Origin of the sequence: Phycicoccus sp. 3266, from assembly GCF_031456495.1 — a bacterium.
Classification (GTDB): Bacteria; Actinomycetota; Actinomycetes; order Actinomycetales; family Dermatophilaceae; genus Pedococcus.
This window is the reverse complement of the sequence record NZ_JAVDUW010000005.1, coordinates 1-14223: the sequence shown is the minus strand read 5'-3', so window position 1 is coordinate 14223 and position 14223 is coordinate 1. Positions and strand designations below refer to the sequence as shown.

Below are 14223 nucleotides of genomic sequence, written 5' to 3'. Positions count from 1 at the left end.
CCCCCGAGCGTGGTTGTCCGGACTTCGGATGGTCGTGCATGGGCATCCGTAACCGTGTATGTTCATGCACATGCGGAGAGTGGCGGTTGCCGGGGCGAGCGGGTATGCCGGGGGCGAGGTCCTGCGGTTGCTGCTCGGCCACCCCGAGCTGGAGGTGGGTGCGGTCACGGCCGCCTCGAGCGCCGGTCAGCGCCTGGGCACGATCCACCCGCACCTGACGCCGCTGGCCGACCGGGTCGTCGAGGACACGACGGCCGAGACCCTCGCCGGTCACGACGTCGTCGTGCTGGCCCTCCCGCACGGCCACTCCGCCCGCATCGCCGCCGAGCTTCCGGATGACGTGGTCGTCGTCGACTGCGGCGCCGACTTCCGCCTCCGGGACGCCGAGGCCTGGACGACCTTCTACGACACGCCCTGGGCGGGCTCGTGGGAATACGGCATGCCCGAGCTGTGCGTCCCCGGGGGCAAGCAGCGCGCGGCCCTTGTGGGCACCCCGCGGGTTGCCGTGCCGGGGTGCTACCCGACCGCGGTGAGCCTGGCGCTCGCGCCCGGCTACGCAGCCGGGGTGCTGGCACCCCACGACGTGGTCGTCGTCGCGGCCTCGGGAACGTCCGGCGCCGGCAAGTCCGCCAAGCCGCACCTGCTCGGCAGCGAGGTGATGGGGGCGATGTCGCCGTACGGCGTCGGAGGGGTGCACCGGCACACGCCGGAGATCGAGCAGAACCTGCGCGGCGTGGCCGGCGACGACGTCACCGTCTCGTTCACGCCGACGCTCGCGCCGATGCCGCGCGGCATCCTGGCCACCTGCACCGCTCCCGTCGCGGGCGGCGCGTCCGCGCAGTCCGTGCGGGCGGCCTGGGTGGAGGCGTATGCCGACGAGCCGTTCGTCCACGTGCTCCCCGAGGGGCAGTGGCCCTCCACGGCGAGCGTCCTGGGCAGCAACTGCGTCCACGTCCAGGTGACGCTGGACGAGCGCGTCGGCCGGGTCGTGGTCGTCGCCGCGGTGGACAACCTGACCAAGGGCACCGCCGGAGCGGCCGTGCAGTGCACCAACCTCGCCCTGGACCTCCCCGAGACCACCGGGCTTCCCATCGCTGGAGTCGCACCATGAGCCTTCCGTTGCACCTGATGAGGCACGCGGTCGAGGTGGCGTTCGTCCGCCTGCCGGCCGGCACCGAGCCCGACTTCGACTGGCGCACCGGGCCGCTGGCGTCCGTCACGTACACCGACAGCGAGACCTCGGTCGTGTGCGCGCACGACGCGGTCCCGGCGGGTGCCCGCGCCCAGGGACCGCTGACGGCGTTCGAGATCGCCGGTCCGCTCGACTTCTCGACCGTCGGTGTCCTCGCCGGGCTGCTCGACCCGCTGGCCACCCAGGGGATCAGCATCCTGGCGATGTCGACCTTCGACACCGACTGGATCCTCGTCGACGCCCAGCACGCCGACGAGGCGATGGCCCTGTGGAAGCGCGACGGCAACACCGCCGCACCGGCCAGGCTCTCCGGAGGTGCGTCGTGAGCGTCACCGCGCCCCGCGGCTTCCGCGCGGCCGGGGTCACCGCCGGGCTCAAGGCGTCCGGAGCGCCCGACCTCGCGCTCGTCGTCAACGACGGCCCCGACCACCACGCAGCCGCGGTCTTCACGAGCAACCGGGTCGAGGCCGCGCCGGTGACCTGGTCCCGGCAGGTCGTCAGCGACGGCCGGGTCGACGCCGTGGTGCTCAACTCCGGCGGGGCCAACGCGTGCACCGGCCCGCAGGGGTTCGCCGACACCCACGCGACGGCCGAGCACGTCGCCGAGGCGCTCGACACCTCCGCCGGCGACGTCGTCGTCTGCTCGACCGGCCTCATCGGCGAGCTGCTGCCCATGCCCAAGGTCCTGACCGGGGTCGACGCCGCGGCGGCGGCCCTGTCCGCGGACGGCGGCGAGGACGCGGCGGTCGCCATCAGGACGACCGACACCGTCCACAAGCAGGCCACGGCCACCCGCGACGGCTGGTCCGTCGGCGGGATGGCCAAGGGCGCGGGGATGCTCGCGCCGGCGCTGGCGACGATGCTCGTCGTCGTCACGACCGACGCGGTGGTCGAGCCGGGCGAGCTCGACGGTGTGCTGCGTACCGCCACCGCCGTCAGCTTCGACCGGGTCGACTCCGACGGGTGCCAGTCCACCAACGACACCGTGCTGCTCATGGCGTCCGGCGCCTCGGGGGAGCGCCCGTCGATCGAGGACCTCACCGCGGCCGTCACCGAGGTGTGCGCATCCCTGGCCCGCCAGCTCGTCGCCGACGCCGAGGGCGCCCACCACGACATCGCGATCGAGGTCACGGGGGCCGCGTCCGTCGAGGACGCCCTCGAGGTCGGGCGCGCGGTCGCCCGGAACAACCTGTTCAAGTGCGCGGTCTTCGGCAACGACCCCAACTGGGGGCGCGTGCTCGCCGCGGTCGGCACGACCCGCGCGGCCTTCGAGCCGCACGAGCTCGACGTCACGATCAACGGCGTGCAGGTGTGCCGCGCCGGCGGTGTCGGCGAGGACCGCTCCCTCGTCGACCTCACCGGCCGCGAGGTGCACGTGCTCGTCGACCTGCACGCCGGCGACGAGACCGCGACGATCTGGACCAACGACCTCACGCACGACTACGTCCACGAGAACTCGGCCTACTCCACATGACCGCGACCCAGCCCCCCGCAGGCCCCCGGACCGCCAACACCGTCCGCGGCCACATCGGCGCCGCCGCCCTGCGCGTCGCCCAGGGCAAGGCCCAGACCCTGGTCGAGGCCCTGCCGTGGCTCGAGCGCTTCCGCGGTGCCCTCGTCGTGGTCAAGTACGGCGGCAACGCCATGACCGACGACACCCTCAAGGCCGCCTTCGCCCAGGACGTGGCGTTCCTGCGGTATGCCGGGCTGCGGCCGGTGGTCGTGCACGGCGGCGGTCCGCAGATCGCCTCGATGCTCGACCGCCTCGGTCTCGAGAGCGAGTTCCGTGGCGGGCTGCGGGTGACGACGCCCGAGGTCATGGACGTCGTGCGCATGGTCCTCACCGGGCAGGTCGGCCGTGAGCTCGTCGGGCTGCTCAACCAGCACGGCCCGGTCGCCGTCGGGCTCTCGGGGGAGGACGCCGGCCTGTTCGGCGCCCGCCGCCGGGGGACCACCGTCGACGGCGAGGACGTCGACCTCGGGCTCGTCGGCGACGTCGTCGAGGTCGACCCCGGCGCGGTGCAGGACATCCTCGACGCCGGGCGCATCCCGGTCGTCTCGACCGTGGCGCCCGACCTCGACGTCGACGGCCAGGTCCTCAACATCAACGCCGACACCGCCGCCGCGGCGCTCGCGGTGGCGCTGCGGGCGCGCAAGCTCGTCGTCCTCACCGACGTCGAGGGCGTGTACGCCGCGTGGCCGGACCGGGACTCGCTGCTGTCCTCGCTGACCGTGAGCGGCGCCAAGGAGCTGCTGAGCCGCGTCGACGCCGGCATGATCCCCAAGCTCGAGGCGTGCGTGCGCGCGGTCGAGCAGGGCGTCCCGCAGGCCCACGTGGTCGACGGCCGCCAGCCGCACTCGCTGCTGCTCGAGGTGTTCACCTCCGAGGGCATCGGCACGATGATCGTCCCCGACGAGGAGAGGTCCTGATGGGCACCCACAACGACGCGCTCCTCGACCGCTACCAGCGCTCGGTCCTCGGCGTCTTCGGCCGGCCGCCGCTGGTGCTGTCGCACGGCGACGGCTGCTGGGTCTGGGACGTCGACGGCAACCGCTACCTCGACCTCGTCGGCGGCATCGCCGTCAACGCCCTCGGCCACGGCCACCCGGCGCTGGTCGCCGCCGTGAGCAAGCAGGCGGCCGAGGCGATCCACGTCTCCAACCTGTTCACCTCCCCTGCCCAGGTCGAGCTGGCCGAGCGGATCCTGCAGGTCGCCGAGGCGCCCGAGGGGTCCGCGGTCTTCTTCGCCAACTCCGGTGCCGAGGCCATCGAGGCCGCGATCAAGCTCTCCCGCCGCACCGGTCGCTCGGGCATCGTCGCGGCCGAGGGCGCCTTCCACGGCCGCACCACCGGGGCCCTCGCCCTCACGCACAAGGCCGCCTACCGCGAGCCGTTCGAGCCGCTGATCCCCGGCGTCACGCACGTGCCCTACGGCGACGAGGACGCCCTTCGCGCGGCGGTCACCGACGAGACGGCCGCCGTCGTCCTCGAGCCCGTGCAGGGTGAGGCCGGCGTCCTGAGCCCCGGTCCGGCATACCTGCGCCTTGCCCGCGAGCTCACCACCGCCCACGGTGCGCTGCTCGTGGTGGACGAGATCCAGACGGGGGTCGGCCGCACGGGCACCTGGTTCGCGTTCCAGCAGGCGGGGATCGTCCCCGACGCGATGACGCTGGCCAAGGGACTCGGCGGGGGAGTGCCGATCGGGGCGCTGGTCACCTTCGGGCGCGAGGTGTCGGGGATGCTCACCGTCGGCCAGCACGGCTCGACGTTCGGCGGCAACCCGCTGGCGGCCGCGGCCGGGCTCGCCGTCCTGGAGACGATCGAGTCGCAGGGCCTGCTCGCTCACGTCCGCGAGGTCGGCGAGCACCTCGCCGAGGCCGTGACCGGCCTCGGCCACCCCCTCGTCACGGGGGTCCGGGGTGCAGGACTGCTGCGGGCCATCACCCTCGCCGCGGACGTCGCGCCCGCCGTCGCCGCGGCAGCCCGCGAGGGCGGGTTCATCGTCAACCCCGTGGCCCCGAACGCCCTGCGGCTGGCGCCACCCCTCGTCATCACCACCGAGCAGGTCGACCTGTTCGTCGCCGCCCTGCCCGCCTTCCTCGACGCCGCGTCCACCCCGGCCGGCGCGACCCCGGCCGGCACGAACCCGGCCGGCACGAACCCGGCCGGCACGAACCCGGCCGGCACGAACCCGGCCGGCACGACCCCGAAGGAGACCGCGTGACCCTCCGCCACTTCCTGCGCGACGACGACCTCAGCGCCGAGGAGCAGGCGCTGGTCCTCGCGCGCGCGGCCGAGCTCAAGGCAGCCCCCTTCTCGCGGCAGAGCCTGGCCGGCCCGCAGGTCGTCTCGGTCGTCTTCGACAAGCCGACGCTGCGCACGCAGGTGTCCTTCACGGGCGCCATCGCCCAGCTGGGCGGCCACCCGCTCGTCGTCGACGGCACCCTGGCGCAGATCGGGGTCCGCGAGTCGGTCGCCGACACCGCGCGCGTCCTCGGCCGCCAGTCCGCCGCGATCGTGTGGCGCACCTACGGCCAGGACCGGATCGAGGAGATGGCCGCGTTCGCCGGGGTCCCGGTCGTGAACGCCCTCACCGACGACTTCCACCCCTGCCAGATCCTCGCCGACCTGCTGACCGTCAACGAGCGCAAGGGCGTGCTCGCCGGGCTGACCCTGGCCTACGTCGGTGACGGCGCGAACAACATGGCCCACTCCTACCTGCTGGGCTGCGCGCTGGCCGGCATGCACGTTCGCGTTGGCACCCCCGCGTCGCACCAGCCCCAGGCCGCCATCCTGGCCCGGGCCGAGGAGGTCGCCGCCGAGCAGGGCGGCTCGGTGGCGGTGGTGGACGACGCCGGTGCGGCCGTGGCCGGGGCCGACGTCGTCGTCACCGACACGTGGGTGTCGATGGGCATGGAGGCGCAGAAGGGCGAGCGGCAGGGCAGCGCCAGCCCGTTCGTCCCGTTCGCCGTGACGGAGTCGCTGATGGCTCAGGCCGACGCCGACGCGATCTTCCTGCACTGCCTGCCCGCCTACCGCGGCTTCGAGGTCGAGGCCGCCGTCATCGACGGTCCGCAGTCCGTCGTGTGGGACGAGGCGGAGAACCGCCTGCACGCCCAGAAGGCCCTGCTGTCCTTCCTCGTCGAGGAGTCCGCGTGACCATGCGCCGCCGGTACGTGGCCGGACCCGTCGTGGGGCGCCGGTGAGCATCGCCGGCACCCGGACCGCTAGGCACCAGCGCATCGTCGAGATCCTGGGGCGCACCGAGGTCCGCTCGCAGACCGAGCTGCTCGACCTGCTCGCCCAGGACGGCGTCGAGGTCACCCAGGCGACCCTGTCGCGCGACCTCGTCGAGCTCGGAGCCGTCAAGGTCCGCGCGGGCCGCGCGCTCGTGTATGCCGTGCCGGGGGAGGGCGGCGACCCCACGGCCCGCCCCGCCCAGGGGTCGCAGGCCGTGAGCACCCGGCTGCGCCGCGTCTGCTCCGAGCTGCTCGTGACGGCCGAGCCGTCGCACAACCTCGTCGTCCTGCGGACCCCTCCCGGGGCGGCGAGCTTCCTCGCCTCGGCCATCGACCACGCACGCATCGAGGGGCTGCTCGGCACCATCGCCGGGGACGACACCATCATGGTCATCACGACCGGCACGGCCGCCTCGCGGCGGATCGCCGACCACCTGCTCGCGCTGGCGGGCACCACGACGAACGAGGAGCAGCGGTGAACGAGCGGGTCAGCCTCTGGGGCGGACGCTTCGCGGGAGGCCCGGCCGACGCGCTGGCCGCCCTGAGCAAGTCGACGCACTTCGACTGGCGGCTCGCGCCGTACGACCTGGCCGGGTCCCGCGCCCACGCCCGCGTGCTGCACGCTGCCGGGCTGCTCGACGACGCCTCGCTCGAGGCGATGCTGGACGCGCTGGCCCGGCTGGCCGCCGACGTCGAGTCGGGCGCCTTCGTACCGGCCGCCGACGACGAGGACGTCCACACCGCGCTGGAGCGCGGGCTGATCGAGCGAGCCGGGGCGGACGTCGGCGGACGCCTGCGGGCCGGGCGCTCGCGCAACGACCAGGTCGCCACGCTGTTCCGCATGTACCTGCGCGACCACGCCCGCTCCGTCGCAGCCCTCGTCCTCGACGTCGTCGACGCGCTGCTGTCGCAGGCGCAGCGGCACCCCGACACCGCGATGCCCGGCCGCACGCACCTCCAGCACGCGCAGCCGGTGCTGCTCGCGCACCACCTGCTCGCCCACGGATGGGCCCTGCTGCGCGACGTGCAGCGGCTGCAGGACTGGGACGTCCGCGCGGCGGTGTCGCCCTACGGCTCGGGCGCCCTCGCAGGGTCGTCGCTCGGCCTCGACCCCGAGGCCGTCGCCGCGGACCTCGGCTTCGACACCTCCGTCGAGAACTCCATCGACGGCACCGCGTCGCGCGACTTCGTCGCCGAGTTCGCCTTCGTCTCGGCCATGACGGCCGTCGACGTCTCGCGTCTCGCCGAGGAGGTCGTCCTCTGGGCGACCAAGGAGTTCTCCTTCGTCACGCTCGACGACGCCTACTCGACCGGGTCGAGCATCATGCCGCAGAAGAAGAACCCCGACGTCGCCGAGCTGGCCCGCGGCAAGGCCGGGCGGCTCGTCGGCGACCTCGCCGGCCTCCTCACGACGCTGAAGTCGCTGCCGCTCGCGTACAACCGCGACCTGCAGGAGGACAAGGAGCCGGTCTTCGACGCGGTCGACACCCTCGAGGTCCTCCTGCCCGCGTTCAGCGGCATGGTCGACACCATGGTCTTCGACGCCGACCGGCTCGCCTCCCTGGCGCCGCAGGGCTTCTCGCTCGCGACCGACGTGGCCGAGTGGCTGGTGCGCGGGGGCGTGCCCTTCCGGGTCGCCCACGAGGTGGCCGGTGCCTGCGTGCGCGCCTGCGAGCAGCGTGGCATCGAGCTGTGGGACCTCACCGACGAGGACCTCGCCGCCATCTCGCCCCACCTCACCCCGGGTGTACGCAGCGTGCTCACCGTCGAGGGGTCGCTCGCCTCCCGTGACGCCAAGGGAGGCACGGCACCGGCCCGCGTGGCAGAGCAGAGGGAGCGGCTCGCCGAGGCCGTCGTCCGGGCACGCGCCTGGGCCGACCGGCCCGTCGAGGTGCGCTGACACCGCTGGACGTGGCGCCGACGCAGGACGCCGGCGCCCTCGCAGGTGCGCCCCCGGCATACCGGATGCTCCGGATGCGGGACATCGGACCGCGCATTCGCTAGGTTCGGTGACGTGGGTCACAGTCGACCCGCTCCGGCGTTCGAAGGGATGACGGCATGGGTGTCAGCGACGACCTCACCGCGGCGGCAGGGCACGTGGCAGGCCTGCGACGAGCGGTGACAGCCCTGTCCAAGGAGCTCGGCAACACCATCGACATCCAGCGGCTGCGCGACGACGTCGTGCGGCTCGCCGACGACGTCGACCTCGTGGCGCGCGGCGCCGGGGTCGGCTCCCAGGACCGTGCCGGCGGACCGGGCGAGATCGTGTTCATCCCGGACGAGGACTACGACCCCGCGATGTGGTCGGACGTCGAGGACGAGGGCGTCGGCTACCGCCGGGGCCAGTGACGTGACCGCACCCTTCAGCGGAGGCGTCCACGCCCCCGGACGCGCCCGCATCACCGCCCGCACCCTGCGCGAGGACCGGTGGTGGCTCCAGCCGCTCGTGACCTTCGTCTGCTTCACGGCCTGGCTGCTCTACGGACTCATCAGGGCCTCGATGCAGAAGGACTACTTCGTCGCCGACTACGGCTACCTCACGCCGTTCGCGTCGCCGTGCCTGTCGACCTCGTGCGTGCCGGGCTCGACACACTTCGGCACGCCGTTCGGCCAGTGGCCGCCGCTCATCCCGTTCGCGGTGCTGACGCTGCCGTTCCTGCTGCTGTTCCGGCTCACCTGCTACTACTACCGCAAGGCGTACTACCGCTCGTTCTGGCTGTCCCCGCCGGCGTGTGCGGTCCCCGAGGCGCACCGCGAGTACTCCGGCGAGACGCGGTTCCCGCTCATCGCGCAGAACCTGCACCGGTACTTCTTCTACGCGGCCGTCCTCGTCAGCCTCATCAACACCTACGACGTGCTGCACGCCTTCCGCGGCAAGGACGGCGGCTTCGGCATCGGGCTCGGGACGCTCATCCTGCTCGCCAACGTCGTGCTCCTGTGGTGCTACACCCTGGGCTGCCACTCCTGCCGCAACATCGTCGGCGGCCGGCTCAACCACTTCTCCAGGCACCCGTTGCGCTACAAGGCCTGGGGCTTCGTCGGCAGGCTCAACGCCCGTCACATGCAGTTCGCCTGGATCACCCTCGGCAGCCTCGTCGTCACCGACGCGTACATCGCGCTCGTGTCGTCCGGCACCATCTCCGACCTGCGCATTCTCAACTGAGGAGCCACGTGACCGACCTCGAGACGCACGACGTCGACGTCCTCGTCATCGGTGCCGGTGGCGCCGGCCTGCGCGCCGCCATCGAGGCGCGCGAGCAGGGGCTGCGCACGGCCGTCGTGTGCAAGAGCCTGTTCGGCAAGGCGCACACCGTCATGGCCGAGGGCGGCATCGCCGCGTCGATGGGCAACGCGAACCCCAAGGACAACTGGGAGGTCCACTTCCGCGACACCATGCGCGGCGGCAAGTTCCTCAACAACCCGCGCATGGCCGAGCTGCACGCCAAGGAGGCACCGCAGCGGGTGTGGGAGCTCGAGACGTACGGTGCGCTGTTCGACCGCACCCCCGAGGGCAAGATCAGCCAGCGCAACTTCGGCGGGCACGAGTACCCGCGCCTGGCCCACGTCGGCGACCGCACCGGGCTGGAGCTGATCCGCACGCTCCAGCAGAAGATCGTCAGCCTGCAGCAGGAGGACCGGCGCGCCACCGGCGACTTCGAGGCACGGTTGCGGGTCTTCGCCGAGTGCACGGTCACCGACATCTTCAAGGACGCGTCGGGCGCGGTCTCCGGCGCGCTGGCGTACTGGCGCGAGAGCGGCGACTTCGTGCTGTTCCGCGCGCCGGCGGTGGTGCTCGCGACCGGCGGGATCGGCAAGTCGTTCACCGTCACCAGCAACTCGTGGGAGTACACCGGCGACGGCCACGCCCTGGCCCTGCGCACCGGTGCTGCGCTCATCAACATGGAGTTCATCCAGTTCCACCCGACCGGCATGGTGTGGCCGCCCTCGGTGAAGGGCATCCTCGTCACCGAGTCGGTGCGCGGCGACGGGGGAGTGCTGCGCAACTCCGAGGGTCGGCGGTTCATGTTCGACTACGTGCCCGACGTGTTCCGGGCGCAGTACGCCGACACCGAGGAGGAGGCGGACCGCTGGTACAAGGACGCCGACAACAACAAGCGTCCGCCCGAGCTGCTGCCCCGTGACGAGGTGGCGCGAGCCATCAACAACGAGGTCAAGGAGGGGCGCGGCTCGCCCCACGGCGGCGTCTTCCTCGACGTGTCGAGCCGGCTGCCGGCCGAGGAGATCATCCGGCGGCTGCCGTCGATGCACCACCAGTTCAAGGAGCTCGCCGACGTCGACATCACGGCCGAGCCGATGGAGGTCGGCCCGACCTGCCACTACGTCATGGGCGGCGTCGAGGTCGACGCCGACACCGCGGCGACCAGCGTCCCGGGGCTGTTCGCCGCGGGGGAGGTCGCCGGCGGCATGCACGGCTCGAACCGGCTGGGGGGCAACAGCCTGTCCGACCTGCTGGTGTTCGGCCGGCGGGCCGGGGTCGGGGCCGCCGACCACGTGCGGGCCAGGGGACTCGAGGGCGGCGCGCACCCCGCCCCCGCGGAGGCCGACGTCGCGGCCGCAATGCGGGCGGCGCTCGGGCTGTTCGACGGCAAGAACGGTGGCCAGAGCCCGTACGACCTGCACCACGAGCTCCAGGGGAAGATGAACGACCTCGTCGGCATCATCCGGCGCGAGCACGAGGTCCGGGAGGCGCTCGAGGTCCTCGACGAGCTGGACGCCCGGGCCCGCAACGTCGTCGTCGCCGGCGGGCGGCGGTTCAACCCGGGCTGGCACCTCGCGATGGACCTGCGCAACATGCTGGCCGTGTGCCGCTGCGTGGCGATGGCGGCCCTGGAGCGCACCGAGTCCCGCGGCGGCCACACGCGCGAGGACTATCCGGCCATGGACCCCGAGTGGCGCCGGCTCAACCTCGTCGAGACCATGACCGACGACGGGCGGATCGAGATGCGGCGCCAGCCCGTCCCCGAGATCCGCCAGGACCTGCTCGAGCTGTTCGAGCGCTCCGAGCTGTCGAAGTACCTCACCGAGACCGAGCTGCAGCGGCATGGAGGGAGCGGGGCATGAGCTACCAGGGGAGCTTCCGGGTGTGGCGCGGCGACGTCGACGGGGGAGCGCTGCAGGACTACACCGTCGAGGTCAACGAGGGCGAGGTCGTCCTCGACATCATCCACCGGCTGCAGGCGACCCAGGCCCCGGACCTCGCGGTCCGCTGGAACTGCAAGGCCGGCAAGTGCGGCTCGTGCTCCGCTGAGGTCAACGGCCGGCCGCGGCTGCTGTGCATGACGCGGATGAGCACGTTCGAGGAGGGTGACACCGTCACGGTGACGCCGCTGCGCACCTTCCCCGTCGAGAAGGACCTCGTCACCGACGTGTCGTTCAACTACGAGAAGGCGCGCGAGGTGCAGGCGTTCAGCCCGCCGGAGGGCGTGGCGCCGGGCGAGTACCGCATGCAGCAGGTCGACGTCGAACGCAGCCAGGAGTTCCGCAAGTGCATCGAGTGCTTCCTCTGCCAGGACGTCTGCCACGTCGTGCGTGACCACGAGGACAACAAGGCTGCGTTCTCCGGCCCCCGGTTCCTCATGCGCATCGCCGAGCTCGACATGCACCCCCTCGACTCCGCCGACCGGCGGCCGGCCGCGCGCGAGAAGCACGGTCTCGGCTACTGCAACATCACCAAGTGCTGCACCGAGGTCTGCCCCGAGCACATCAAGATCACCGACAACGCCCTCATCCCGCTCAAGGAGCGCGTCGTCGACCGCCACTACGATCCCCTCGTGTGGCTGGGCAACACGATCCGACGGCGCAAGGGCTGACCGCTCCCGGGCCGGGACCGCGCCTCGGGCGGTCCTTCTTCGCCGAGGACGTCCTCGACGTCGCCCCCGCCCTGCTCGGAAGCCTCCTCACCGTCGGGCCCGTGACCGTGCGGCTCACCGAGGTCGAGGCGTATGCCGGGGAGTCCGACCCCGGGTCCCACGCCTTCCGCGGGCCGACGCCCCGCACGCAGGTGATGTTCGGGCGCGCCGGTCACCTCTACGTCTACTTCACCTACGGGATGCACTGGTGCGCCAACGTCGTCACGGGCACCGAGGGGCACGCCAGCGCGGTGCTGCTGCGCGCCGGCGAGGTGGTGGGCGGCGAGGAGGTGGCGGCCGGGCGACGTGCGGGCATCGCCCGGCGCGACTGGACACGGGGCCCCGCCCGCCTGGCGACTACGCTCGGGCTGCGGGGCGAGCACTCGGGCGCAGACGCCTGCGGGGACAGCGGGATCGCCTTCCACGCGCCGGGGACCCACGTGCCCGCGAGCCGCATCCGGACCGGTCCCCGGGTGGGGGTGAGCGGCGCCGGCGGGGACGCCGCGGCATACCCGTGGCGCTTCTGGCTGGCCGACGAGCCGAGCGTGTCGGTGTACCGCGCAGCGAAACCGCGCAGCCGCCGCCCCGGCGCATAGGGCAGGCTTGGCCCGTGCCGCGCGGTGCGGCGCACCGACCGAAGGAGACCGACGACCGTGACGAACGTTCTCGACGAGCTGCAGTGGCGAGGCCTGGTGGCGCAGACCACCGACGAGGCCGCGCTGCGCCAGGCCCTCGGCGACGGACCGATCACGGCCTATTGCGGGTTCGACCCGACGGCCCCGTCGCTGCACTTCGGCAACCTCGTGCAGCTCGTCGTGCTGCGCCACCTGCAGCGGGCCGGGCACCGGGTCATCTGCCTGGTCGGTGGCTCGACCGGCCTCATCGGGGACCCACGGCCGTCGGCGGAGCGGGTGCTCAAGACCAAGGAGCAGACGGCCGAGTGGGTGGCCAACATCCAGCGGCAGGTGCGGCCGTTCCTGGCGACGGACGGGGACAACCCCGCGGTGTTCGTGAACAACCTCGACTGGACCGAGGGCCTGTCGGCGCTGGACTTCCTGCGTGACATCGGCAAGCACTTCCGGGTCAACCAGATGGTCAAGAAGGAGGCGATCGCCGCGCGGCTGAACTCCGACGAGGGGATCTCCTACACCGAGTTCAGCTACCAGCTGCTGCAGGGGCTGGACTACCTGCAGCTGTACCGCGACCACGGGTGCACGCTGCAGACCGGCGGCAACGACCAGTGGGGCAACCTCACGGCGGGCTCGGACCTCATCCACCGGGTCGAGGGCACGTCGGTGCACCTGCTCACGACCCCGCTGCTCACCGACAGCTCGGGGGAGAAGTTCGGCAAGAGCGCCGGCAACGCCATCTGGCTGTCGCCGGAGATGACGAGCCCGTACGCCTTCTACCAGTACTGGATCAACGTCGAGGACGCCTCGGTGGTGACCCTGCTCAAGGTCTTCACCGACCGCACGCAGGAGGAGGTCGCCGAGCTGGAGAAGTCCCTGGCCGAGAAGCCGTACCTGCGGGAGGCGCAGAAGGCCCTCGCGGCGGACGTGACGACCCTCGTCCACGGCCCCGAGGCGACGGCTGCGGTGCAGGCGGCGTCCGAGGCGCTCTTCGGCAAGGGGGACGTGGGTGCCCTCGACGCGGGCACGCTGCTCGACGCCACGGCGGAGCTGCCCGGTGGTCGGGTGGAGGTCGGCACCTCCGTCACCGACGCTCTGGTGGCGGTGGGCCTGGTCGACTCGCGCAACGCCGCCCGCAGGGCGATCTCCGACGGGGGAGCGTCGCTCAACAACGTCAAGCTGGCCGACCCCGAGCAGCTGCTGGGGGAGGGGGACTTCCTGCACGGGAAGGTCGCCCTGCTCCGCCGTGGCCGCAAGTCCCTCGCCGCAGGGCGCCGGTCCGACGCCTGACGGGCACACCCGACGGATCCGCTGGTCCGGCGCCGCAGGGCGCTGACCAGCGGATTTGTCTTTTCGGCGAGGCCCCGTCTAATGTTCTCGACGTCAGCCCGACAGGGAGGAACGGACACCACCGCGGTCACCACCGCGAAGAAGGCCGGTCCCGCGGGTTGGAACCCCCGAAGAACTGCTCGAACGCTTCACCGCGTCCGAGGCCAGGAAAGGGGAATCTCCAGACCGGATCCCGCCGCCGAGAAGCGGATTTGGGAAAAGGAAACGGAGAGCGTAAGATTGAAGGGTTGCCCCGGACGCCGGCCGACAAGGTCTGCGAAAGGTGCGCGTCCGATCCTTGAGAACTCAACAGCGTGTCAAAAATCGATGCCAATTACCTCGTTTCGGGGTGGCTCGTGGCTGGACTTGATGGTTTGGTTGTGGGTTGCTTCGAACGAATTTCCTTTGGTTGACAATGAATTTCTAGCAATTGCTAGTTGTTCTTGCTCAGTCAGTGAATTGA

14 protein-coding genes are annotated in these 14223 nt (G+C 72.2%); all 14 read left to right on the top strand.

Annotated features, from left to right (window positions below; genetic code table 11):
• Positions 1 to 70 precede the first annotated feature (70 nt).
• The 14 genes from argC (at position 71) to tyrS (ending at position 13721) form a co-directional block, all read left to right on the top strand.
• Complete coding sequence (gene argC / locus J2X64_RS18770) at positions 71 to 1111, top strand: N-acetyl-gamma-glutamyl-phosphate reductase (RefSeq protein ID WP_310157808.1); 1041 nt, start codon at positions 71 to 73, stop codon at positions 1109 to 1111.
• Positions 1108 to 1518 carry an ACT domain-containing protein gene (locus tag J2X64_RS18765; protein WP_310157805.1) on the top strand — a complete coding sequence of 137 codons (411 nt, stop codon included), beginning with the start codon at positions 1108 to 1110 and terminating at the stop codon, positions 1516 to 1518. The genes argC and J2X64_RS18765 overlap by 4 nt, the downstream gene beginning before the upstream one ends.
• The gene (argJ, locus tag J2X64_RS18760) at positions 1515 to 2666 is read left to right on the top strand and encodes a bifunctional glutamate N-acetyltransferase/amino-acid acetyltransferase ArgJ (RefSeq protein ID WP_310157804.1); all 1152 of its coding nucleotides are present in this window, start codon (positions 1515 to 1517) and stop codon (positions 2664 to 2666) included. The genes J2X64_RS18765 and argJ overlap by 4 nt, the downstream gene beginning before the upstream one ends.
• Positions 2663 to 3622, top strand: coding sequence for an acetylglutamate kinase (gene argB / locus J2X64_RS18755; RefSeq protein ID WP_310157803.1), 960 nt, complete (start codon positions 2663 to 2665; stop codon positions 3620 to 3622). Before argJ ends, argB begins: the two co-directional genes overlap by 4 nt.
• Positions 3622 to 4917, top strand: coding sequence for an acetylornithine transaminase (locus J2X64_RS18750; protein WP_310157800.1), 1296 nt, complete (start codon positions 3622 to 3624; stop codon positions 4915 to 4917). The genes argB and J2X64_RS18750 overlap by 1 nt, the downstream gene beginning before the upstream one ends.
• Positions 4914 to 5852 carry an ornithine carbamoyltransferase gene (gene argF, locus J2X64_RS18745; RefSeq protein WP_310157798.1) on the top strand — a complete coding sequence of 313 codons (939 nt, stop codon included), beginning with the start codon at positions 4914 to 4916 and terminating at the stop codon, positions 5850 to 5852. The genes J2X64_RS18750 and argF overlap by 4 nt, the downstream gene beginning before the upstream one ends.
• A gap of 43 nt (positions 5853 to 5895) precedes the next feature.
• Positions 5896 to 6411 carry an arginine repressor gene (locus J2X64_RS18740; protein ID WP_310157795.1) on the top strand — a complete coding sequence of 172 codons (516 nt, stop codon included), beginning with the start codon at positions 5896 to 5898 and terminating at the stop codon, positions 6409 to 6411.
• Entirely contained in the window at positions 6408 to 7832 is a 1425-nt protein-coding gene (argH, locus tag J2X64_RS18735) for an argininosuccinate lyase (protein WP_310157792.1), read from the top strand. The genes J2X64_RS18740 and argH overlap by 4 nt, the downstream gene beginning before the upstream one ends.
• A gap of 158 nt (positions 7833 to 7990) precedes the next feature.
• Positions 7991 to 8281: a hypothetical protein gene (locus J2X64_RS18730; RefSeq protein ID WP_310157790.1), complete on the top strand. Its 291-nt coding sequence runs from the start codon at positions 7991 to 7993 to the stop codon at positions 8279 to 8281.
• A 1-nt stretch (position 8282) separates the two neighbouring features.
• Positions 8283 to 9095 (top strand): hypothetical protein, encoded by an 813-nt coding sequence (locus J2X64_RS18725; RefSeq protein ID WP_310157788.1) that lies wholly within the window; start codon positions 8283 to 8285, stop codon positions 9093 to 9095.
• 8 nt (positions 9096 to 9103) lie between these two features.
• On the top strand, positions 9104 to 11014 hold the full coding sequence (locus J2X64_RS18720) for a fumarate reductase/succinate dehydrogenase flavoprotein subunit (RefSeq protein WP_310157786.1): 1911 nt from the start codon (positions 9104 to 9106) through the stop codon (positions 11012 to 11014).
• Positions 11011 to 11763, top strand: a complete 753-nt coding sequence (locus J2X64_RS18715) for a succinate dehydrogenase/fumarate reductase iron-sulfur subunit (RefSeq protein ID WP_310157784.1) — start codon at positions 11011 to 11013, stop codon at positions 11761 to 11763. The genes J2X64_RS18720 and J2X64_RS18715 overlap by 4 nt, the downstream gene beginning before the upstream one ends.
• A complete protein-coding gene (locus J2X64_RS18710; RefSeq protein WP_310157781.1) occupies positions 11727 to 12398 on the top strand; it encodes a DNA-3-methyladenine glycosylase in 672 nt (223 codons plus the stop codon). Before J2X64_RS18715 ends, J2X64_RS18710 begins: the two co-directional genes overlap by 37 nt.
• Positions 12399 to 12455: 57 nt before the next feature.
• Positions 12456 to 13721 carry a tyrosine--tRNA ligase gene (gene tyrS / locus J2X64_RS18705; protein ID WP_310157780.1) on the top strand — a complete coding sequence of 422 codons (1266 nt, stop codon included), beginning with the start codon at positions 12456 to 12458 and terminating at the stop codon, positions 13719 to 13721.
• Positions 13722 to 14223 lie beyond the last annotated feature (502 nt).